Genomic DNA, 23,255 nt, shown 5'->3' on the forward strand with positions numbered 1-23,255 from the left:
GTAATGGTTGACGAAGCTCGTTGGCGTGATGAAGGCACGCGTCGAGTACTAACGGAGCTCGGCCATCTCCTTTTCGGTGAGAGATCTGTCGAACGCCTGAAATTCATAATACTGATACTCACTCATTGCATTCGCCCTTGCGATGCTTCGATCCAGCGCGGTGCGGGAACCAAGAGCCGCGCCGGCCGCCCCCACGGGATGGGCAACGAGGCCGCCGTGCGGCATACGAGATGCAGCGTCATCCCCTCGTGACCAACCACGGACGCCTGCATGGCTGGGGTCTCCCCACCATCCGTCGCCTGCCAGGCGCGCAGCGTGAGCAGGCCCATCCGATGCGCCGCGCGAAGGCGCGCCTTGAACGCCCGAAGGCTGAGTCCCGTCGCTTCACCGCGTTCATCGAGCTCCCGGAACAGCTCCACGATGAGCGCGTCCTGCGAGCCTTCATTGACCACGGTCTGCACGCGGGCGGCAAGAGCGTCGAGCGGCAGCGTAATCAAACGCGGGCGCCCTTCGCGGCGCTTTTCATCATCGTGGACCTTGCGCGCGAAGTCTTTGGCTGCAGCGTAAGCCTTGGGAGAGAGCGTTGCGACAACGTCGTCGAGCGCGGAGAAGATGTTCCGACGCGACCATCGCTGTACGAGATGAAACGTAGTTCGTCGGAAACGAACCGCAGATGCGGCCACCACCAAGGGGTTCACGTCCTCGGCGCGCTCGCAGGTGGCGAGCTCGAGGAGCCCGCGGTTGTACGCTTGGAGCAGCCGCGCCTTGAACGCCGACAGCGTCGGGCAGGACGGGACCTCGTCACGCTCACGGAGCAGGCGGAAGAGCGGTGCGATGAACACGCCGTCGTCATGTACCCCTTCGGTCACGCGGCGAGCCGCTGACTCCACGCCCGAGGCGAATGCGCGCAGGGATCCGTTCACGAGCCCCGGTGCACGCCGACGCTCAGCTTCGAGCTTGGCACGGGCGAAGAGCAGAACCGCGGCCGCGCCGTCCCGCGAGAGGACATCGAACGCGCCGGGCCCGTTCTGAGCCGCCTTCGCGAGGGCGGAGGCGGGGGCTCGAACGACGCGGGAGGCGGACGAGCGGAGGACATCGAGCCCCTCGATCGCATGTTCCGGGGCAAACTGCAAGAGAGGACAAACCCTGCCTGGTCATCCTAGTGGAACACGTGGGAAGGAAAGATCACGGGATGAGCAGCTCGCGCTCCGTGCCGTCGGCGCTGCGCAGGATGATCCTCTCCCGGCCGTTTCGGATCGCCGAGAGCAGCACGTCGTACAGGGTCACGGCTCTCTTCACCACCTGGGTGATCGTGCCGGCCTCGCTCATCGCGCGCAGCTGATCGAGCCTGCCACGGAGGCGCTCGGGAAGCTCCAAGTTGAGCCTGACCTTGGGTTCTTCGCTTGCATGCCGTGGCACTCGTTCATCCCCATCTGCTGTCGAGGCTCGTCCCGTTTGCCTGCCAAGTCTGGCTACTTGCTGGTCTACGTGCGACGAGTTCCACGCGAAGGGCGAGGCTTCGCTGCCCGTGGGCTCTGAGAGGCGGACACCTGTTCGCGGAGCTGCGCGAGCTCCTCCGCGCTCATGAGGCCGATCTGCTCGACGACTGCCTCGAGCTCACTCTCCTCGGGGAACAGCACCAGGAACATCGGCGTCAAGCCGAGCGCGCGTGCGATGCGATCGAGGGTGCCGACGTTGATCGCGACGTACCCGCGCTCGATGAGCGACAGGTGGCTCGCGACGATGCCGGTCTTCCTTCTGAGGTGCTCGAGCGACATCCCCTGTGCGAGGCGCAGATCCCTGATCCGATGACCTAGTTTGAGGGCAAACGGATCCGGCTCGTGTCGGCGGCCCATGTCAGGGCTCCCGCCGTCCGCGTGCCTCCGGAGCGGTACAGAAGTAGAGCAAGCCTCGCTTCGGGTCGTGGATGCCCGCGGCGCGTTCGACGAAGGGCGCGAGCAGCGAAGCAGCGACCAGCCGGATGCGCCCTTCGCGCTCGGCGTGAAGTAGAGCCGCCTCGAACGCCGCGCGTGGAACTTGAACAAGGGCCCCGCGGAGGATCGGCAGCGGCACGCCGTGCGTGTTCTTGTAGGCCGGATGAAGCCGGCCCATCGCCGCGAGGATCTCGCTCATGACGGCCGGATCTGGACCTGCGTCACGCGCGGCGAGGGTGCGCTGCGCGTACAGCAGGACGTCGGCGAGCTCGGGGATGCGGAGCTGCCGGAGGACATAGTTCACCTCCTCGATCGGCGTGCGATGACGCCGTCGAGGCTCGACGGGTGGGGGCGCAGGCGGGGAAGGTCGGATCGTCGACGGCGGGTTCGTCGAGATGGGCGCGGCCTGCGCGTTGGCGCCGCCCGGCGTACGTGTTGTGGCGCGCTCGCCGCTCAAGACGCTCTCCTCGCTTGTGCAACGAGAGCGACGCGCTCGAGCAGCCCTCGCGTCGGATGTTCGATCCCTGCAGCAACTCGTCGTGTCCCGGAGAGCGGATCCGCAGGACGAAGTACAACTTGGCCTTGCTCTTCGAGATGTAGGAGCGCTTGGTCCACTGCGGATCGAGCAAGCCCGAGGAGCTTGCCCCGCAGAACAGCGAGGCTGACCGCCCCATCTTCGTCGGGGCGCATGTACATGAGCGCGTAGATGATCTGCGCCTCGACGCGTCCCTCCGGCCCTGCGAGCCTAGCTGCGACGATGTGCTCGATGAGCTTCGCCGTTGCCTCAAGCTCGTGAGGCTCAAAGCTCCAGAGCAGCGTGTGCACCTCGTCGACAACGGCGCGCCGCCCTGGGGAGAGAGGCGAGACCAGCGTGGGGACGGGCCTGCGCGCCGCCTTGTGCGCGGACACGTGCACGTGCGATGTCGACGCAGAGGCCGCCGAACGCGCAGGTGCAGGGGCCGGCCCCGGAGCAGCGACAACCGCTACAGGGCGGCGCCGCCAGAAGGACAAGAGGCCGATCAGCACGCGCCACCATGAGGGCCTCACCGAGATCGACGTGGCGGGGACAGGAGGCGCGGGCGCCGCCGGCCGCACGAAGAACGCCGTGGGGGCGTTGTCGTCCTCTTCGTGGCTCGCAGCCGGGCGCGCCATCACGCGCGTGGCAGCTTCGTCTTCTTCCTCGTCGGCCATGTACCCCTCCGAGCGCACGAATGCCGTCTGCGGCCTGAAAAAGCCGCGAAGCCGCTCGTCGTCGGCTCTGCGACGTCGACTCGGGAGACGCAGCAGATGACAGCGGATGACGATCGAAGTGATGATCGCCCGGAGGCGGGCGCGGAACCTGGGCTAGCGAATGCGAGCTGTGTCCCGCGACCTCCTTCGAGCGAACATCACCATCCCCAGGCGACCGCGGTGGTATGCCTCGACGAACGCACCCCAATGCGCGCCCTGCACCGCGGCCGTCTGCGGATGATGATAATTCGCGAGGACAAACGCGTGCCGCAGGCCGGCGCTCATGGCCGGGCGCAGAAGCCGCATGTCCTTACTCTCTAAACACGAGCCGACGTCGGCGACCGTCCAACGAAAGTGCACGCCCCCATGCAAAGGGCTGGTCAGGGCGTAGTGCCGCTCTTCTGCTCGTTCTGCCGCAGGCCCTCGAGCGCGGCGGCGATATACTTGTTTCGGACCCCCGCGTGATGACTGCCTCGGTAGTCCCGTTCATGCTGTCGCAGCGTGGAGAGCGCCTCGGTGAACTGCCCGCGCGAGAGCATCTCCCGGGCTTGTTCGAGGTTTGTCGTCTCCGGGTCGTTGACGGGCACGGGTGCGGTAGGGGGCCGCGAGGGCGAGACGACAACCACAGTGGGGCTCGGTCCGGGGGTGGGCGGGGGCGCGACGACGGAGAAGCTCTCACCACGTCCGCTCTCGCCGACCACGACGGAGAGCACCATCGGCACCGCATGCCGCGCGGCAGGCGACTCGTCGTGGGGCCAGAGCGCGACCGCGCCACCCCCGCCCAGGGCGCCGACGCCGACCAGGAAGAGCGGGTGCTTGATGAGCTCGAGCACCGCCTTCGCAGTGGCGCGAGCGCCAGGCCCGGAGCCCGTGGGCGCGACCGCCTGCATGAGCCGCTTGCCCGAAGCCGGCGGCTCTGAAGGCGGCGGCGAGCTCGGCGGCAGGGCGGGAGGAAGCGCATCGTCGAAGCCGAGCTCGCGGGCGATGCCGCGCCAGACTTCGTGCCGTGCCTTCTCGATGAAGTCGGGCGTGAGGTCCTCGGGGCGGAAGACGGTGTCCAGGCCGAAGGGCAGCAGCATGAACGGCGTGAAGTCCCGGCCGAACAGCTTCTTCACCCTGCGCCGGAAGACGTCCTTGGCCTCTACGAGCCTGGCCTGCGCCGTGTTGCGCGAGACCCCCAGCGCTGCGGCGATCTTCGGTAGCGACTCCCCGTTGAACTCGGCCCTGACCAGTACATCGACGAGCTTCGCGTCCATGGTCTGGAGCACGCGTTTGACGACCTGATCGAGCTCATGATGCTCGAAGCGCTCGTGCGGGTTCTCGTCGCTGGGCACGTCCACGCCGACGTCTGCTTCGGGCGTCTCGAAGCGGTGGCGGTAGAGACGGTAGTGCTCCGCCGCCTGCTGTTTGCAGATCATCTCAAGCCAGTCCTCGACTCCCGCGGACGGGACCTTGTCGAAGTTCTTGTAGACCTTCACGAAGACGAGCTGCGCGAGGTCGTCGACATCTGCCTGGCGTACGCCCATTCGAGCCAGGATCCCGAGAACGGTCAGGAGGTGCGACGCGTAGAAGCGGAGAAAGGCATCGCTGGCGTGATGCAGGAACGGCAGGAGGAGGCGCACGACTACAAACACGCGCCGAGATGGGCCACCCGTCCAATAAATCGTACGGCTTTCTGCTCGAAGGCTACTTCACCGGATGTCGAAGGGAACAACCAGGCCGACCCGGACCGCGCCGGTGAGGCGAGGAGAGCGCCAGAGTTCCTCGCCGTCGACGACGAGCTCCCGGTGACGGGCCACATAGGCGATGTCCCCCTGTAGCTGGAGGCCCAAGAAGCGAGCAAGCCGGAACTCGGCGCCAAGCCGCGCGCCGACGTCAATGACAAGATCATCCTCCTCGTTGATGCGCTTGACTTTCCGGACATCGAGCGAGAGCAGTGCCACGTCGCTGAAGACGCATGCGCGGGCAAAGATGCGGGGAGGGAGGAGCTCATGGCGTCCGCATGCCAGGGCGGCCAGGCCCGCGCGTTCAGCCTCCACATCGAGCTTTGTCGGCAGGGCCCAGGCGTGATCGTACTGCCCTTCGACACCGACGGAGAGCCACTTCCACCGCGCCTCGATGCCCGCCGCGAGGCTCAAGGCGGTCTTGGGGGTACTCCACCACGCAGCCCCCATGTTCGCGTAGATGGCGAGCTGCGGCAGACCTGCCGAGCGCGCCGCGGCCTTGGGTGCCGAGGGGTCTGCGGCAGGTTGAAGCGGCTCGACGCGAGCGGGAGTCGAGGGAGCTGGGGGCGGCACGGCTGATGAAGCCGCGGAGGGCGCAGGCGTCGCCGACGAGCTCGACGGCGCCGGTGCCGCGGGCGGGATCGTCAGTGGGTCGATGATGTCGCGCAAGTAGAAGACGGTGCGATCGGCGAGCTGATCGCATCGCCAAGATTCCGCCTGCGTGACGTGGTTGGCGACCACCTTCCCGTTCTCGTCGCGCGCCTCGATGTGCGCCTCGATCCGCTGCGGCGTGAGCACCAACTTCACGGAGATGGAGCGCGGCGCGTCGTCGGTGAAGGGGTCGTGGCCCTTGAGCTTCGTGGCGAGGGCGGCCTTGATGTAGCTCTTGTCCGGGCAGTTCTTCGGGGCGTCAGGACCGGGGGCATAGTCGAGGCGCCACGGCAGCACCTGGGATGGCTGCGCTGCCGCTTCCGAGGTGCCGCAGAGCAGGGCCGCGACGAGCAGAAGGCGCGCCTTGCATGGGCGTGAAGAGGCGTCGCGCATGACCTGAGAGACCAGGTTTGTCCCCAGCGCAGAGCATGCCCGGGGGGCGCGAGAGGCGCAAGCGTTGGTGGAGCGCGACAGCGGTCAGGCTTGGTTTGTCCGTCGGGTCCGAACATTGACGGTGCCTGGATCCGGGGGCTAGCCTTTATGGCGTGCGTGCGTTCACGGTCTTCGCCTCGTACCTCGGCTTGTTGATCGCCTTGGGGCTCGCTGCATGTGGGGTAGCGAGGAGCGAGTACGTGTCCGTTTGTTACAACGACGCGCAGGAGGAGGTCCCCTGCTGCGGCCCGGCAGGGGAGAAGTACGCGTGCCCGCCGGATGCGGGGGACGACGCCGATGTGGATGCCGGCGACGATGTTGATGCAGGCGAAGAAGATGGAGGCCCAGAAGCGGGCACGTCGTGCCCTGGGCAGTGCGTCACGCCAGGCATCGGGGTCTGGGAGCACTTCCCTTCGTTCGTGTGGATGGGGAAGGAGACGGATCCCCTCCCTCCGCCGCTGCCCGGAACCGTCCGCGAGACGTGGGTCGACGTCACGTTCGCCGAACCTGCGTGCCCTGCCTGCTCGTGCGCGACGCCATCGGATGCATGCATCCTGCCGGCAGCGTGGAACGTCGAGTCAACCGCTTGTCAAGATAATACGATCCCAACTATCACTTCGTTCGGGGCGCCGGCCGGGTGGGATGGCACCTGCTCGCCGGAGAACGCGCTCCCTGCGGGACTCGACTGCGGTGGCGTGCCGTGTGCTGGGTCGTTGGTGGTCGAGCCGCCGACACTCGCGCCGTGCGTGCCCGAGCCGGCGATTCCTCCCGAGGGCCAGCCCCTGCCCCCGCCGGTGCGCACAAGGGTAATCGAGGTCGCCTCGGCTGACTTTGGCAACTGCGACGGCTTCAAAGCCTGTATCCCGAACACGCCAGCGGGCTATCGGCTCTGCATCGTCGCGGATGGGCTCGGTGCGGCCCACCCATGCCCTGACGCCTGGCCCGAACGGCATACCGGATGGGAGCAGGCGGAGGAGGGGCGGCACTGCTCGGCATGCACCTGTGGTCCTGTGGAAGGCGGGTCATGCACGGTGCGGGTCAAGGCGTATACGGATGGTGCCTGCGGGAACGAGCAAGCCAGCATGTCGCTTTCGTCGAATGGAGGGACGAAGTGCGTAGACCTGCTGAGCGGCGCGGCGGTCGGCAGCAAGACGGCCGAGATCCTCTCGTACGATGCTGGCGCGTGTCAGCCGAGCGGTGGCGACATCGTCGGCGAAACGTTCACCGCGTGGCCCGTGACGTACTGCTGCCTCGCAGAGCTAACCCCGCCGCCTTGAACCGGGACGTAGCAAACAGCGACTACGTGCATACGCCATTGACGCAGGAGAGGTGATAACAGTCCTCGTTCTTCGTGCAGGAGTGGCCATCAGGCCAAGAGCACAATCCACCCCATCCACAGAGCTGGCCCTCGGCACACCCGGCCCAAGGCACGGGGCCGACATTCATGTTGCAATCACCCGTACCGTTGCAGTCGTAGCAGCCCTCGCAGGAGACCTTGCAACACACGCCATTCGCTGAACAGATCCCGCTCGTGCATTGCTGATCGTCCTCGCACTCGTAACCAAGGCAGATGCGGCAATGTCCAAAAATCGAGCCGCAGTCCACGCCTTGTTCGTCCCCGTTCTGGACTCCGTCATCGCACCGGACACACAGGCCCTCCCAGCAGTAGCCCCCAGGGCAGTCAGCATCCACGTTGCACGTCCCCGGGCACAGCGGGCATGACCCACCGCAGTCGACGTCGGTCTCGTCCCCGTTCTTCACGCCGTCATCGCACCGCGAGCACACGTTCCCGGGCTCGCAGGTATGTCCCGGCTTGCAGTCCGCGTCCTGCAGGCACCCGATGCACGTGCCCGCGCCGTCGCACACGCCGGGGCACTTATCCGGGCCGGGACACGAATCCATCACGCAGCGGAAGCCCACGCGCTCGTTGAAGCTGTGACAGGTGCCGTCGCAGATCCAGCCCGTGCACATGGGCGGCCTGCCGCACTCAACGCCTGTCGTACACGGGCAGCCCTCACCGCCGCCGTCGCAGGAAGCGCTGCTGCATGAAGGCAAGATCCCGAGGCCGGCGAGCAGTAGTGCGAGGGAGATCGCCGCGACGACGTGACGAAGGTTCATTCGGGCCTCCTTGGCCGCCCTTATTCTAACGCCAGGGCCAATGCGCCGATCAGCTCCGCGTGCGCCTCCGATGCGACGTCAGACACACCGGTACGCCGCCCCTATTCGTTCATACGTTTGCACAGCAGTTCTGGCCCAGCCAGGCGTTCGGCTGAAGGTTTGTCGCAGTCCGTCACACGCTCTGCGGTTGGATCCTTCAAGCTATACGCCTTGTCGAAGACCGTCATCCTCAATCCGTCGCACCGACTATCGACGATAACCGTCATTTCCGCTAGTGGGCCTTGTTTGACTGTCGCGCAGCGTTCAACGCCCGGTTCCGGCCACGCATTGGCCGTTAAGCCGATTGTGTTGCACGTAAGGCGCTTTTTGCTGACGGGTTCATTGTTCAGGTCGAAGAAGAAAAATGCACCCTGACCGCTCTGCGGGAAGGCGATGCCGAGGAGTCCAATCTCGTCAGCCCACGCCGTGCCGCAAACTGCCGGGCGAGTCGGTTCGTCACACGATAGCGCTTTCCCTGTAACCAGGTCACGCGGCGCACGCCTCGTCCGGATGACGAGGTGGATCCTTTCCGCGACGAGCGCGCACACATCAGTATCGACATTTTTTGCGGTTGAAGGAGTTTCGCCGCCGTTCATTTCATGTGGCTTGCTCTGGTGATCTTCAGGATTTGTCGACTCGGCGCCTGCAATGGTGCCCGCACCGGTCGTCGTTGGCGACGGCGGAGTTGTGCTGCCGGGAGGCCCGACGCTACCGCATAGTCGTGCGTTGCAGGCAAGCAGAGTAAAGGCCGTGCACGCAAACGGCGCTATAAACCATGGACGCAGTTGTGCCGACGTCATCGGGGTACCGACTGCTTCCGCGCGGTGATGCGTTCGATGAAACCCTTGCGCACGCCTTGGTTGTAGTCTTTCGCGATGTCCCGCGCCAAATCGTCCAACTCCCTGTTTCGTCCCTCGTACACTGCTTCGAGAAACATCCGAATCTCCCCGATTCGCCGTACAATCAATCCCCGGGATACCGTGGCCTTCTGACCAGTCTCCACGCCGCCCGGCCCCTCGGATGTCGCGATATTGCCAAACATCTGCTCCGCGATCTCTACACGACTCGCATCCGCATTGAGCTTCTCGATGATGACCTTGCTCCGGAACAGGGCCCCGTTAAACGCAAGACTGGCGAGCGCATCTGCCTCGTGTTGCGCTAGCGGCACCTTGAGCATACGAGCCAGCACTGTGAGCTGGGCATTCAGGTCCGAACGAAGCATTACCTCCGCACGTGGGTCGCCTTTCTTGATCGTCGCCCCCTTTCCGTAGATTTTCTCCAGCCGCTCCAAATCGCGCTCTGTCGATATTTTGTGCCCCCACGCCACGGTGGCGTGCAACGCGATAGGGTTATCGTGCCATTGCTCTTGGTTTTTGACCCAGTCGACAAGCTTCTCGCTTACTTTCAATTCGGTAACGGGCTTTCTCTCTGGCGCCGGCCTCGGTTGTGGCGTCACCGTGGGCGGTGATTCTGGCTCTGGTGGGGATGGAGGCGGCGGGGGAGATGACCGCGCCATCTGCTGCGCCCGATGCTCCGCCTGCACATCAGCGGGCGTCCGAGGAGGACGTACCATTGTCTGCTTGACAAGCGCCTGGCGCCCATCCGGATCAACAAAGCGGATGGGGTTATTTCGGCCATACGCATACAGATTCGGCCCATCCACCATCCCCGCCGGATCCGCGCTCGTCCACCGCCCAAGCCATGGCGCGTAGTACCTCGCCCCGTGGTAGTAGAGGCCCGTCTCCTCGTCCCGCTCCTTGCCCGTATACCGATACCGCTTTGTGCTCACCTCCACGCCGCTCGCCGCCGCGTGGAATGCTGTCGTCCCGTACGGGTGGTGCTCCTCGTAGGAGATCACCAGGCCGGCCTTGTCGAGCTCGAGCGCGGCCGAGCCGAGGTGGTTGCCGAGCTGATAGCGCACGCGCGGCGCCACGATGAGGTTCGGCTCCGAAGCATCTACGGTCTTCGTCTCGGTGAGGGCGATGCGCTGAGCCCCATCCATCACATGGAGCGTCTCGCGCTCGAGGACCAGGGAGCCCGCGTCGCGCCTCCGGTAGATCTCGAAGCCCCCGAGATAGATCCGCTCCTCGACGATCCCGTTGTGCTCCCAGACCTTCCGGACGCGCTGCCCCGCAGCGTCGTACGTGAAGTACACCTTGCCGCCGCCGCCCTTGTCGACCTCGCGCTTCTGGTCCTTGAAGTCCCACCCGATGCTCGGCAGGTGGGGCATCGACGTCATGTTGCCGTGGGCGTCGTGGCCGTACTTCGCCGAGAAGTCCCCGTCCGCATCGCCGGGTAGGCTCGTGCGGAGTAGCCGATTGTTCTCCTGCGCGACGTCGTAGCAGCGTGTCCAGCTCCCCGAGAGGCCCACGACCTCGTGGATCATCTTCTCGATGTTCCCAACTGCGTCGTACTTGTAGCGCTCGGTGTAGTTCCGGAGCGCCTGCGGGTCGTTCGGGTGCGGCACATTGAGCAGGGGGAAGCCGCCCTCGTCCTGCTGGATGTCCGCGTTCTGCCCCGCATGCTCGCGGCCAGTCGCCTCGATCAGCCTGTACAAGGCGTCGTACTCGTACCTCCAGACCGGCTCGACGGGGCCGTTGTTCAAGACCGTCTTCTGCGCGAGATCCGCGATCTCGACGATATTGCCGACGGGGTCGTAGGTGTAGCGAAGATCTTGTAAAAGTGCCCCGTCCGAGGGCCTGGTCGTCTTGATCCGCGTCAACCGGAACGTGAGCGGGTCGTAGCTGTACTCGGTGTAGACGCCGTTCCCGTAGACGATCTTCTCCCGCTGCCCCTTCGCGTCGTAATCGATATCGTCGACGAACGTCGTCCAGGTGGCAGACCCGCGCAGCCGCACTTCTACCTGCTCGAGCAGGCCGGCTTCGTTGTACTTTGGCCTGGTCTCGCTCTGGTCCGGCGTGGTGAGGCTCGTCGGCCTGTTGAGCGCGTCGTATTGCGTCTTCTGGAGGAACGTCTCCGCCTCGAGCAGCGGCGACGCAGACCAGTCGATGTCGCCCTTGTAGTTCTTGGCGAGTTGCCTGTGCACCTCGAGCGCGTTGCCCTTGAAGTCGTACGCCACGTGCGTGACAAGGCCGGCGCCGTCCCTGACCTGATACACCTTCCCGCGCAGGTTCACGGCCTGCGCGTTCGGCTGCCCTTCGCCGTAGCTCGTCTTCTCCGCCAGGATCTCCGCGCCCGCGTCCTTCTGCACCCAGAGCTCCGTGCGCCGGTGAAGAGCATCGTAGACCGAGCGGGCGACGTGCCCACGGCTGTCCCAGCTCCGGATCGGGTTGCCGAGTACGTTGAAGAAGGTCCACCGCTCGCCCGCGTCGATACTGTTCTGCCAGAGCGCTCGTCCGAGCACATCGAACACGCGCTTCATGGGGATGTTCTCTCGGGCATCCTTGATAGCCAGCGGATTGCCCTCGATGTCGAGCGTCGTCGCGGTCGTGTACTTCCCCGCTGCCCCGTTGTCCTCGACCTTCACCACCGGCCGGCCCAGGACATCCAGGAGAAGCGCCGCGGGGGTGCCGGCGTGCTTGGCGGCAAGCTGCGCGGCGCGCTGCTCCTGGGCCGACGGTGAGGGCGAGGTGCCAGCCTGCCGGGCCGCGTACCACGCGCTCTCCAGTACCGTGTCGTTCTCGTCCCAGCTCGTCTGCTTCCAGGGCGTGAACTCCACGCGGCAGAACGTGCCGTTTGGCAGGTCGGTCCTGACAAGTCGCCCGAGGGGGTCGTACCGGAGGATGGGCGTCACGCCCCACTCGACGAGCTCCTTCTCGTCCTCGTACTCGTGCGTCGCGCTGAAGAAGGGCTCGTACTTCTTGACCGCGTTGCCCTTGTTGTCGAACACGGTGCGTCCCGTCCCCACCCAGCGGACGGTCGCGTTCTCGAGGACGAGCTGCCCCTGCGCATCCTTGACCAGGATGCCGTTCTGGTCCCGCTTCGGCGCGGGCCCGGCCTCGGCACGGACCTTCTTCATGACCTCGCGCCCGAGCCCGTCGAGGTACGTGTAGCTGTGCTGCCAGGGCGTGGCGGGATCCCCGTGCCGCTCGCGCGCCGCGGCGTGGACGACGTTCGGCTTCTTGTCCTTCCACCAGCGCTCGAGGTCGTACTCGAACGTAGAGGTCGGCTCCGCGAGCGTGTCCCCTTCGCCCGCGCCGACCTTGCCCATGACCGCCGTGGCCACGACCAGCCCGAGCTCGTCGAGCTCTACCGCGGTGCGGTTCTTGTTCGGGTCGGTGACCAGGACCAGGGACATCGTGCGGTAGTCGTTCTCCGCCGTGATCTCGTTGCCGAGAGGATCAACGACCGAGACCACGAGCAGGTTGTGGCTGTCGTAGCCGATCTTCGTGGTTTGTCCCAGGGGGTCTCTGACCTCGATGGGCAAGTAGAACCTGGTCGGATCAAAGGTCTCCCGTCCACTCCGGATCCAGAACAAGCCGTCTTGCTCGACGTACCCGCCCTCGGCGAGGAGCTGCGGCGTGACTCGCGAGCCGTACGCCCCGGCCAGCAGCCCCGGCGTGAAGGCGAGCGCGTAGGTCTCGTAGGGCAACGCGAGCCCGTCCACGGCTCCGAGAGGCAGCGGGCCGGCCAGGGTTGAGCTGTCCCAGTAGAGGTGCCTCACGTGCTCGACGAGGCGCTTCTGGAGGCTGCCATCGGGGGTGGCCTCGTAGGGGATGGGCGTCGCGTTGTTCACCGAGGCGAGGACGCTGGCGAAGGGCAGGCACGCGCTCTGCGCCTTCGGCAGGCCCGTGAGCTCGTACGTCCGGGTCTCGACGGGCACCCCGAGCCGGTAGAAGTCCGGCGCGCTGGGCTCATTCGCCACCGTGGCCTCGGTGATCGTCGCGAGCAGGCCCTGCTCGGGCAGCTCCATGTTCCGGCGGGCGTAGGCCACTGTCACCGAGCGCGTCACGTGCCCGAACGTGTCCACCTCGAGCGCCAAGGTGTGGACGATGCGCGTATCCTTTGGATTCCGCTCGTAGTGGGCCTCGTGCTTCTCCCGGACGTACGGGAAGAAGACCGCGTGCGCCTTGTCCGTGGCCGGTTGCAGCTTGCGGATCTCGTGGCTGGCCGAGGTGACGAGGTACGGGTGCTCTTGCTGCGGTGAGCCGTCGAGCCCGTAGATCTCCTGCCGCAACATCTGCCCCTTGAGGGCCCGCGCCGCCTCCCGTGCCTCCCTCGGGCTCATGCCTTGGGGAAAAACAGCTTCGGGAAGTCCAGGCGCCTGGGCGTCGAGCGCGTAGTACTCCCTCGCGAACTGCTTCTCGATCTTGTCCTTCTCGAAGAAGGCGCCCGTGTGGAACCAGGTCTTCGTCAGGACCGGCGGGAGGTGGAACTCGTTCTCGGAAAATGATTCAGCATCCCATTGTTCTACAATGCCGAACCCCCTGAACTCCTTCTCCGCGCCGTCGTAGTAGCCGTTGTGGTAATTGTATGTACTGACGAACCTCGTGCCGCTCACGGCGTCGTGGGTCTCCACGCGGGCGAGCACATGCACCGGAAAAGGCAGTCGCGTGACCCAGGGCGTCCCGTTCTTCAAGTCCTCCAAGTAGAACTTCGTCGAGGGCGCGTACTCGAGCTTCGTCTCCGCCCCGAGGTTGTTCTTCGTCGAGGTGAGCAAGTACGGCTTCTTCGAGCCCAAGAGGTCGATGAAACGCATCGGCGGCTGCGCCACGCCCTTCCAGGGCGAAGACCATACGATGCAGGCCGTCCCCGTGCCCAGGAAGTCGAGCACCGAGATCGGCGACCCGAGGTCTGCCGTGGGGAACCCCGGCAGCTTCTCGACCTTGCTCCAGCCATTGCCCGCCTGGTTGAAGGCGATCTGGATCCCGTCCGCGCCGATGTAGAGAATGTCCGTCGTGCCCGAGCCGTCGATGTCCGCGAGCCGGATGCGCCGAGGATCGAAGCGGAGCGGGTCATCGAACCGCGGCGCGTTGCTCATCTCCACCTTGGGCCCCAGCCGCCCGAGCCCACGGTTTGGCCAGTAGCAGATGCTGCCGTTCTTGATCCGCACGATGTCGGGCATGCCGTCGCCGGTCATGTCCGCGACGAAGACAATACCTCGATTGTCCCGGTACACCTCCGTCGGCGCCAGATCCTCGTCGAAGACCATCGGCAGATTCCGCGGTGGCCCCCAGCCCTTCTTGCCGAGCGAGGGAAACCAGATGTGCACGTGCCCGCTCGTGAAGATGATGTCCTGCTGGCCGTCGCCGGTGATGTCGATGAAGCGCACGCCCGGGTCGTTCCAGGGGATGTTCGGGTGCGAGGAGAAGGGCATGAATGGGCCCCATTCGCCATCCTCGGTGCGCTCGTGAATCCCTGAGCCGGTCCGGTTGAAGAACACGAGGCTCGGGCGGCCCTCGTGCTCGAGATCCAGAAGCTCCGTGCGGCCCATGGTGGGTGCAAGGGCATTTGGACGGCGCATGAGCTGCCTGGCCGGCGCGAGCTCGGCCTCGCCGAGGTTCTGCTTGTAGAACAAGCCCTCGCCGTGCTGGACAAGAATACCGGGCAGTCCCTCGCCTTCGAGGTCAACCCACCGAGCCCGCTTGCCGTCGACGTTGCCGAGGTCCGCGGTGTACTCCGGGTCGACGGTATGTACCTCGGTATGGAGTTCGGGCAGGGAGTAGCCGAGCTCGAGCGGCGGCAGCGACTTCTTCGTGTAGCCGCCGTTCTTCTGGATGTACCCCGACTGCGTGACCGCGACGAGCTGCGAGAGGGTCGGCGCCTCGGTATAGGTGAAGTCCGTCGAGCGCACGAGCACCGGCTCCGCGCCGAGCTCGGGGATGTGGTGGAAGACCAGAACGCGCCGGCAGAGGCGGTAGGTGCGGATCTCGAAGGTGGCCCTGTAGCTCGAGAACGGGTCTTTCCGGCAGGGCCACGGCTTCACCTCGTCCGGCGTCGGGGCCTCGGCGTCGTGCTCGCCGTAGTCGAAGACGACCTGGAAGTAGAAGTCGTCGGCCTCGCCGGGCTTCTTGTTCCCGTACCGAATGCGCTTCAAGTAGCTGTTCGAGAAGAGCTTGGGATCCTCGTGCCGGTGCTTCTCGTGGAGAGACTTCGGCACGTTTGCCAGGTCTTCGGCCTTGTATTCGTACTGAATGATGTTTCCCCGCGCGTCCTCCGTGCGCTCGAGGAGCCAGGTGAAGATCCGGTCTGGGTACAATGCATCGGCAACCCGGGCCGTCTTCGACTTGCCGTAGATGTGCCGAATGTTGTCCTTCGTCGTCACCTGCCAGTAATGGGCGCCCGCCTCGGTGATGCGCTCGACGCGGGCGAAGGCCCCCTCGACGCGAGGCTGGTAGCGCTGGATTCTCCGGCCCTGCTCGGTGGTGATCAGCTTCTTCCCATCCGGACCGAGCACCGGAACAAGGTCCTCGGCGCCGGAGAGGATGAAGGTGTCCGTGTCCCAATGATCGGTGTATTCGGGCAGGCCCTTGTCCGTCTTGCGGGTGATCGACGGGACTGAGAGGTGCCAGCCGACGCCGAAGGGGCCGTTCCCGGTCCCCGAGTCGTAGGTGAGCGCGAGCTCGGGTGTGATGCCCCTGCAGGGCGTCGTCGCGATCGGGACGTTGAACGTGCCCGTGCCCATGGCGAGGTTCGCGCTGAACTTCTCCCCGAGCCCGCGCACCGCACCGCCGCCCTTGGGTAGCGAGGGGTTGGGCGCCTTCACCGTCGGCCTGGGGATGACCGAGGACCGCTTCGGCACGCCCTCCATGATCAGGCCCCCTGCCGCGTGAAGTCGCAGAGGACCCAGATGTTGTCGAGGCCGTCGCCCAGGGGGCCCGCGGCCGTGAGTGTCCACGAACCGGCAGGCCAGGATGTTCCAGCGGCAGGCGTCAGCGTGGGGCTCACGGCGAGGCTGTCGAGCGCGCCGGGGCCCTTCACGAGCGTGGTCTGCATGGAAGCAGCCGAGGGCGGCGCGACGCTCACCGCGAGAGGCGTGCCCGCGAAGTAGACCGTGGGGTCTTTCCAGGCGGCGAATATCCGCACGGCGTTGATCTTCGGGGCGCCTCCGTTGCGGGGCCTCGGGAACACGCTCTTCTCGAGCGGCAGTACCAGCGTCTGTGCCGCGCCGGCATCCGCCTTGAAGAAGTGCCGCCACTCCGTCGGGAACTCGTCCTTCACCGAGAACAAGCGCAGGCCCGAGAGGAGCAGCGCAGTGTTCTTCTGTGCTTCGGTTTTCAATGAGTCTCCGCCGTCGATTGCCGTGTAGCGGACGTGGAGAACAACGTCGCTCACGGCGTCGAGGTCGGTGTTGTTGGCAGAGAGCTCAATCTTCCAGGTGCCGATGGCACCAGCGCCCTCGAAAGGCAAGTACCGCTCGTCGCGCAGAGACAGCTCGAAGACGCCCGCGTCGTTCTGCGCGCCGCTGATGGCAAGCGAGATAGGGGCGACGTAGGGCGTGGAGAATCGACCGTCATTCACCTTCTCGGCGTAGCCCCCCGTGAGCTCGGCGCTCTTCCGGACCCGGCTCTTTACGAGCGTGAGCGTGGCATTGAGCGTGCCGTAGGCATCCGTCACGCAGGGGACGGAGAGGCTGACGGTCTTGATCCGGCGCAGGTAGTGACCCGGGAAGTCGAGGTCGAACTCGAGCTCGGGCACATCGAACTCGCAGACGCCCTTCTGCTTCAGTTCCAAGAGCTTCTGCGGGGCGAGCTGCGCGAGGGAGATGTGCTTCGTGATCTCGTACTCACGCTTGTTCTTGTCGAGGTACGCGGCCTCCATCTGGCGGAGCTGCTGCAACAGCTTCTCCCCTGCGAGCAGGCCGTTTCTCGTATTGTCCCAGTGCGTGAGCGAGACGTCCGGCGGATCCTGCGCGAGTTCGTGGTTGAACGCCTTCGCGGCCCGCCTGGCCATGCCGAGGGCGAGCTTGTAGGCGTCGAAGTACACCGTCGAAATCTCGTTCACCGTCCAGGAATAGAGCGCCTCGTTCGTGAACTTGTCGCGCATCGTGGCCTCGACGACCTTGGCGTTCTCCACGATGAGGTCGTGGTTCTCGAGGTCCTTCTCCACGAGCGCGAGCCGGATCTCCGCGGCCAAGATCTGCTTGTCGAGCTGCTCGATCTCCTTGGCGGCGATCTTCTCCTGGAGCTTCCAGTCCTCGGCGCGGCGGGTGTAGTAGCCCATGGTCGCGCTCATCGCGGCGCCGTCCCGCATCAACGACATCATAACGCCGAGGGCATTGCCGAACGACTCGCCGGACTTCGCCGCGTTCTCGCCGCCGTACACGACCAATGCCGCCGGGCTGGCGACACCAGCGCCTCCCGTGATTGCAGTCGGAAGAAGGTAGGCCCCTGCCGACTCGGTGTGCGTGGCCTGAATGAGGGCCTGGGTGATGGCGGCGGCGCCTGACAGCATCATCGCCTGCTCCTCGTAGGAGTTCATCAACGGCAGGCCCTTGTAGTGCTGGTATCGGATCGCGGCAGCCTCACGAGTCTTCTTCAGGCCCGCGAGCGTCTGCTTCGCCTCGTCAATCTGCCGCTTCTTCACCTCGCGGGTAGCGGTGAGTACCGCCGCCTCGTGCGTCGCCCGCAGCAGGGTCAGCTTCTCCGCGTCCTTCTTCTCGAGCGCGGAGAGCAGGGCCGCGCCCAGGGCGATCACGCCGCCGCAGAACTCCATCGCCTTTGCGTGCAGAACCCCGAAGCGGTAGTGGGGCATCGGCACGACCTCGCTGACGTCCGTCCAATCGACGCCCATCGCCGCCGCCTTCACCAGCAGCGCCGGATCGATCGGCGGCGCCAAGAGCGGGAGCGGCCGTGCCTGGCCCTCGATGTTGAGCCCGTGCCTGACCTTGAAGAGCCGGTCTGCGACGAGATCCCAGTACCCGAGGAGCTTGTCGTTCGGCGGGATCGCGAAGTGGGCCGTGTCGATGAGGGGAACATCCCAGGCGCCTTTCAGCTCGGGCACGAGGTTCTCGAGGTCGGCGAGCGGGGCGGAGGCAAGAAGCTCTGCGTATGTCTTCGGAGCAGCCTCGGGCTGCTTGTTCAGATCGGGCTTCGGGCCGAGGATGTCCGCGGCGAGGATGTAGAGCCCCGTCGCCTCGTTGATGGCCTCGCGCGTGTCCTGGGAGAACAAGTAATCGCCCCAGGCGATCAAGTTGTCGATGTACTTCATCACAACGGCCCGCTGGTACGCGATCGGCCGCATGCGTGCGATGAGGTGCGGGTTGAAGGGCTCTTCGCGCCAGGCTTTGATCTGCGCCGCGAGCTCCCCGAGGGCTTCTTCATCTCCCGCCGCGAGCGCGGCGAGCTCGGCCGCGAGCGCCTTCGGGTCGGCCTTCTCGCGGAGCGGTTTCACCTTCCAGAACCGCTCGGGGCCGCCAGTGCCTGGGGTCGGGTCGAAGATGCGGTGGAACCAGTGCTGGGCCTCCTCGTGCCTGTGGTTCTTCATGAGCATGCAGGCAATGAGGAAGGGCGCGTGAAAGAAGACCTCCCAATTATATTGGCTGTAGGCACCCGCCAGTGAGAAGTCGATATCATCGACCGGATACGGCTTCTTCACCACGGAGAGCGCCGGCTTGTAGGTCTCCTGGAAGTAGACGTCGCTCCGGAGCTGGAGGGCAGAGCCGTCCGCCGGCCAGCGGAAGAGACCGTCGAGGCCGTCGCCGTCGAGGGCCTCGAGCATGCCGCAGGCGTGCGGGTGGTAGAACGTCTCGATTCGGACCTGGCGCGGGTCGGTCTCAATCGAGATATTGGGGATGTAGAATGGCCCTTCGGCCTGAGCGGGCGGGAGTCCGGGCAGCACTTGTCCCCACGGCTTCATGGGGGACGCCTCTCCCGCCACCGCGCGCTTGGGCGCTTGAGCCTGGTGCTCGATCCTGACGAGGAAGGTCCTGCTGTCGTCCTTGTAGAAGAACGACGGGTGCGGGAATCCGCCGTGAAGCATGGTCCAGAGCGTCGGTCCGCGTTGAGCGCAGCCGAGCCGGTACGCGCTCGGCGTCGCCCCGAGGACCTTCACGTCCTTGTCGGTGAGGACGAAGCCGCGCAGCCAGAGGCCGGCGGTGTCCTTGTCCTTGATGAACTCCGTTCCCGCGAGGTGCGTGCCGTACGGCGCGCCCGTGGGACATGGATTCGACGCTGATCCAGCAGTCAGGCGTCCGTCGCAGCCCAGCACGAGCTCGTACACCCGGCTCGCTCGATCCGGCGGGGCCAATTCTTTTACCGCGCAGAGGATGGCGAGCTGGCCGTTCTTGTACGTGCTCCAGAACGTCAGCGCAGCCGAGTCGCCCTCGGGCAGATCGAGGCGGAGAGGTTCTTCCGGGCCTGTTTTCCTGGGTGACCAACGGCCGTTCTGGTACTCGCTCCAGGCCATCTTGAGCCGCATCGGCTTCTTCTTGATGGCGGGCGCCTTGGGGCCCGGAGACTTGTGCGGCTCGTCGATGTCGGGGTCGATGTCCTGCTTGGGTTTACCGTGCTCGTCGAGCTCGTACTTGTTCTTGTTACCCGCGGGCTTGCCACCCTTCGGCGCAGGTGCCGCATCTTGCCCGGTGTCCTCCGCCTCCTCGAGCAGCGCCCAGAACAAGTACAGCCGGCGATTGTAGACGGCGAGCAGGGCGTGCTCGCTCTGGATATCGAGGTCGAGCTTCTCCCAGGGCGACCACAACTGGTCGACGCGCTGCCGATAGTAGTACACGCGCGGCGAGGTGTGCGTCCGGCCGATGACGTGCAGGATCGTGATTGATGAGCTTCCGGTCTTCTGACCCTCCTCGCACACGCCGACGATATCGAGGTGAGCCACATCGTGAAGCTTCTGGAGGTACTTGCGGAATGCCCCCTCGGCACGGACGTCGGTGATGTCCCCCTGGAGTAGCTCGCTCTCGAGCTCCTTGAAAAAGGGCGTCTTGTCGTCGCGCAGCTCAGGCTCGATCCAGTTCTCCGGGTGGAAGAACATCTTTCGATTGGCCTCCCAGACCCGGTAGTTCTTCATCCAGGACCATTGCGCGGCGGCCTCGTCGTCGAGGGACGTGACCGCGGACTCCAGGCCCATGGAGCAGCGCTGGACGAAGAGCTGCACCGAGCTGATCGCTTGCTGGATGCGCGACGTCGTCGGCTTCGGGCTCATCTCCACGTCGACGAGCAGCTCTGCGAAGAGGTCGTTCGTGGAGTCGTACTTGCCCGGCGCGAGCGCGGCAGAGACCAGCGCCTTTCGTTGTAGTTCGCGCAGATCATCGCGAAGAACCCGCCCGATGTCGGGCCAGGCTTCGTCCGTGTACTTCGCCTTCACGGCCAGGCGGACATCATCGGCAAGAGCCGGGGCGGTGAGCACGGCGGGGTTGGCGCTCTCGATCGGAGCCGTTGTGGTGGCCCAGGAGATGGCCCGCGTCGCGGACACGCCGAGTCCCTTCACGACTTGGATCGCATTCCAGAGACGGCCGACCGCAGCCTCGTTCTCGAAGCTCGAGGGGAAGACGAGGCCGAGCTTGCTGACGAGGACATCCAGGTCCGCAGCGGGCAGCCCAGCGCGCTCGGCGACGGCCGAGAAGAACGCGGACGCGTCCGCCTCGGTCTCCTCGAGCAGCGCCGAGAACGCATCGAGCAGGCCGGGGGCCGGCGGCGCCGGCGTGGCCGGGGCCTGGGAGAAGACGTCGACGAGCTCGGCGCGCGAGGTGCCGAAGTGCGCGAGCAGGATGCCCGTCTCCTCGGCCCAGACGTTGAACGGCGGCGCCGGGGGGAACTTCCCCTGCGCGAGCGCCTTGTAGGCCGTGAAGCGCGCCTTGCCGTGGATGGGCTGGGGCGAGAGCGCGAGCTCCTCCGCCGTGCCCACGGTCTTGATGTGCGCGTCGAGGACAACCGACGGGTCAACCGCGTGGGCGAGGCGGAACTCGAGAATCTCGTCGGCGAGCTCCACGCACGGCACCTCGGTCAGGGTGTTCGCGCAGGAGAGCTCGATGCGTGCGATATCCGGGCGGCGGGACAAAAGAACATCACGGGCCGTGTTGGGGTCGCCAGGCTTCTTCTGCGTGGCCGAGTAGCGGCCCAGGAAGTCGAGGACGTCGACGAGGTAGGCGGCCGGGCCGTAGATCGACGCGCAGTGCTCGCAGGCGAGATACTGCGGGCCAAAGATGTCCATGAGCGCGGCGGCGTCACCCGTGCTTGTGAGGTCCGGAGCGGGGAGGACGTAGAGCCCAGGCGGCCGAGCGATGGAGGCAAACTTCCCGAAGAGCGCGAGGGCGCCGCTCGTGATCTGCTGAGCCTTCTGGAAGAGGGTCTCGGCCTTAGTTTGGCCCCCGAGCACCTGGCTGTACGACTTGATGAACGCCGGCTTGCCGAGCTTCAGGATGCTCTGCGCGGAGTGGATGCCCGCGGAGAAGAGCGCGTTCATCTCGCTGGGGCTGGGCGTAACCTTGAAGAGGCGCTCGAGGGCCTCGAGGTTTGCCGTCGCGGTCTTCGGGGAGGACAGGCCGTCGAGGGCACCAGGCTTCTCCTGCAAGTAGGAGCGCACCTGGGTCTTGCCGATCTCGAAGTCCGGGTTCTTCGAGAAGAACAGTGCGAGGTCTTGATCCGCCTTACCCTGGAGCTGCCCCGCGAGAGCGGCCGTGGGGAGGGTGTTGGCCAGCGTGTCGGTCAAGAGCAGCGCGTAGTTCGCGCTTTTCTCCTTCTCGTCGGCGCCAGGCATGTCGGGTGGGGCGCCGATGGGTGCGCCGTCGATGCCCTTCTCCAGCAGGGCGAGCCAGTCGGGGACGGCGAGCTTGGCGAGATCAGCGAGCGACGACCACATGCCGCTGCGACGCCAATCGTCGAGGGCACGAACAAGGGGCAGGTGCTGACTGCTGAGCGTGGCTAGCTGCAGGGCGAGCTGCACGCGGTCGACGAGCCCTTCTTCTTTGAACGACCGGTGCTCGCGAAGTCCCTGCCAGAAGCTCTCGACCGGCCCTTCGTACTGGAGGTAGGCCGAGACCAGCGTTTCCTGCGCATCTCGGGCGGGAAGCGCGATGGCGAGGAGATCGCCCACGGAGAGCCCGGGGTCCGCTGGCTCGAAGGCGAGCTGCACGGCGGACTTGTGGAGCGTTGCGAGTATGGCGTTGACCTGCTCCCGGAGCCCAGTCGGGATCAAGTTATGCTCGAGCGCGAGAAGAAGCGCCTGGAGCTGCTCGGATGGCCTCGTCATAAGCAAGCCGCGGCGCTCGCGGGGGAGTCCTTCGCGGAACAACCCGTAGAGGGCCGCGGGGTGGATCCCGAGGGCGCGTGCGAGCTGCGTAGCCGTGACGAGGGCGTCGAGGTCGTCCAGATCGAGGCGCAGGCTGCACGCGAGGTGGCGAATGTCCTCCTCGGTGAGGTCCGTCAGAGAGGCGCTGCGGATGGCAGGGGCCAGACGAACAACAAGGCGCTCGTAGGCCGAGGGGCCGCGGTAGATCTCGCCGCCCATGACCAGGTTCACGGTGGCCGTGGGTGGCGCGTGGCAGAGCTTCTTCTCGGCCGTGACAACGCGCTCCGCGTCGTACACGCGCACGACAAGATCTGCGGCCGACTTCCGGTGCCCGCGTTCGGGGCCGGGATCGAAGAGCGCCACGTCGAGCAGCGTGCCGGTGTACTCGAAGTCCTGGGCGAGCTTGTCGGCCGCGTAGGCAATACGGTAGCTGCCGGTGTCGCTGGTGGTGGCCTCGCCGAGGAGTTGCTCCTCTCGAAGGTTCCGGTTGTAGGCGCGCACGACGAGGCCCGCGCGTGGCGCCCCCGCGGCCGTGACCACCCGACCGCGCACGATGAAGGGCGCCGGGGTGAAGCTGCGTGTACTCGTCGAGCGGTTGATCTCGATGCGCACCGCGCTCTCCGGGCGATCGACACGCCAGAGGACCGAGCGCTCCGTGCTGGTGATACAAGTGGCGCCCTCGAAGACGCGGAAGAACAGCACCGGGACGCGGTCGAGGAAGAGCTCGCGCAGGTGCCGGGTCTCAAGAACAATGCGGAAGATGCCGAGCGCGTCGGAGAAGGCGCACGCGACCAAGTCGTTGCAGAGCCGCCCCTTGTCCCACGCCTCGACGCGCACATCGGGCAGCCCTTGCCCGGTCTGGATGTCGACGACCCGCCCCGTGAGGATGTACTCGCCGCCCCCGTGCCCCTGCTGCATCGCGACCTCCCGTTCCGGTGGCGATGATAACGTCGGACGAACGCAGGCTGCTCCGACTCCGTGCAGC

At 65.9% G+C, this 23,255-nt stretch carries 12 protein-coding genes; 1 reads left to right on the forward strand and 11 read right to left on the reverse strand.

Annotated features, from left to right (window positions below):
- Positions 1-122: 122 nt before the first annotated feature.
- The 7 genes from KEG38_RS20545 to KEG38_RS20575 form a co-directional block, all read right to left on the reverse strand.
- Positions 123-698: a hypothetical protein gene (locus KEG38_RS20545; protein WP_272421427.1), complete on the reverse strand. Its 576-nt coding sequence runs from the start codon at positions 696-698 to the stop codon at positions 123-125.
- Between the two features lie 487 nt (positions 699-1,185).
- On the reverse strand, positions 1,186-1,377 hold the full coding sequence (locus KEG38_RS20550; RefSeq protein ID WP_272421428.1) for a hypothetical protein: 192 nt from the start codon (positions 1,375-1,377) through the stop codon (positions 1,186-1,188).
- Positions 1,378-1,484: 107 nt separating this feature from the next.
- Positions 1,485-1,856: a helix-turn-helix domain-containing protein gene (locus KEG38_RS20555; protein WP_272421429.1), complete on the reverse strand. Its 372-nt coding sequence runs from the start codon at positions 1,854-1,856 to the stop codon at positions 1,485-1,487.
- Between the two features lies 1 nt (position 1,857).
- Positions 1,858-2,391 (reverse strand): hypothetical protein, encoded by a 534-nt coding sequence (locus KEG38_RS20560; RefSeq protein WP_272421430.1) that lies wholly within the window; start codon positions 2,389-2,391, stop codon positions 1,858-1,860.
- Positions 2,388-2,759, reverse strand: coding sequence for a hypothetical protein (locus KEG38_RS20565; RefSeq protein WP_272421431.1), 372 nt, complete (start codon positions 2,757-2,759; stop codon positions 2,388-2,390). Before KEG38_RS20565 ends, KEG38_RS20560 begins: the two co-directional genes overlap by 4 nt.
- Positions 2,760-3,544: 785 nt before the next feature.
- On the reverse strand, positions 3,545-4,786 hold the full coding sequence (locus tag KEG38_RS20570; RefSeq protein ID WP_272421432.1) for a sigma-70 family RNA polymerase sigma factor: 1,242 nt from the start codon (positions 4,784-4,786) through the stop codon (positions 3,545-3,547).
- 69 nt (positions 4,787-4,855) lie between these two features.
- Positions 4,856-5,932 carry a hypothetical protein gene (locus KEG38_RS20575; protein WP_272421433.1) on the reverse strand — a complete coding sequence of 359 codons (1,077 nt, stop codon included), beginning with the start codon at positions 5,930-5,932 and terminating at the stop codon, positions 4,856-4,858.
- Positions 5,933-6,084: 152 nt separating this feature from the next.
- Here KEG38_RS20575 and KEG38_RS20580 point away from each other — a divergent pair, with 152 nt between their 5' ends.
- On the forward strand, positions 6,085-7,248 hold the full coding sequence (locus tag KEG38_RS20580) for a hypothetical protein (RefSeq protein ID WP_272421434.1): 1,164 nt from the start codon (positions 6,085-6,087) through the stop codon (positions 7,246-7,248).
- Between the two features lie 22 nt (positions 7,249-7,270).
- On the opposite strand, the gene KEG38_RS20585 is transcribed toward KEG38_RS20580, so the two are convergent.
- The 4 genes from KEG38_RS20585 to KEG38_RS20600 all read right to left on the reverse strand — a co-directional run bounded on the left by KEG38_RS20585 (position 7,271) and on the right by KEG38_RS20600 (position 23,188).
- Positions 7,271-8,089 (reverse strand): hypothetical protein, encoded by an 819-nt coding sequence (locus KEG38_RS20585; RefSeq protein WP_272421435.1) that lies wholly within the window; start codon positions 8,087-8,089, stop codon positions 7,271-7,273.
- A gap of 101 nt (positions 8,090-8,190) precedes the next feature.
- A complete protein-coding gene (locus KEG38_RS20590) occupies positions 8,191-8,724 on the reverse strand; it encodes a hypothetical protein (RefSeq protein WP_272421436.1) in 534 nt (177 codons plus the stop codon).
- A 200-nt stretch (positions 8,725-8,924) separates the two neighbouring features.
- Complete coding sequence (locus KEG38_RS20595) at positions 8,925-15,830, reverse strand: SpvB/TcaC N-terminal domain-containing protein (RefSeq protein ID WP_272421437.1); 6,906 nt, start codon at positions 15,828-15,830, stop codon at positions 8,925-8,927.
- Positions 15,831-15,841: 11 nt separating this feature from the next.
- On the reverse strand, positions 15,842-23,188 hold the full coding sequence (locus KEG38_RS20600) for a Tc toxin subunit A-related protein (RefSeq protein ID WP_272421439.1): 7,347 nt from the start codon (positions 23,186-23,188) through the stop codon (positions 15,842-15,844).
- Between the last annotated feature and the right edge of the window lie 67 nt (positions 23,189-23,255).

The sequence above is a fragment of the Polyangium jinanense genome (assembly GCF_028435265.1).
Lineage (GTDB): Bacteria > Myxococcota_A > Polyangia > Polyangiales > Polyangiaceae > Polyangium > Polyangium jinanense.

What these genes read in the sequence shown, in the direction of transcription:
- KEG38_RS20600 (WP_272421439.1), bottom strand. Translation starts at nt 23,188, where the DNA reads ATGCAGCAGGGGCACGGGGGCGGCGAGTACATCCTCACGGGGCGGGTC.
- KEG38_RS20575 (WP_272421433.1), bottom strand. Translation starts at nt 5,932, where the DNA reads ATGCGCGACGCCTCTTCACGCCCATGCAAGGCGCGCCTTCTGCTCGTC.
- KEG38_RS20585 (WP_272421435.1), bottom strand. Translation starts at nt 8,089, where the DNA reads ATGAACCTTCGTCACGTCGTCGCGGCGATCTCCCTCGCACTACTGCTC.
- KEG38_RS20555 (WP_272421429.1), bottom strand. Translation starts at nt 1,856, where the DNA reads ATGGGCCGCCGACACGAGCCGGATCCGTTTGCCCTCAAACTAGGTCAT.
- KEG38_RS20590 (WP_272421436.1), bottom strand. Translation starts at nt 8,724, where the DNA reads ATGAACGGCGGCGAAACTCCTTCAACCGCAAAAAATGTCGATACTGAT.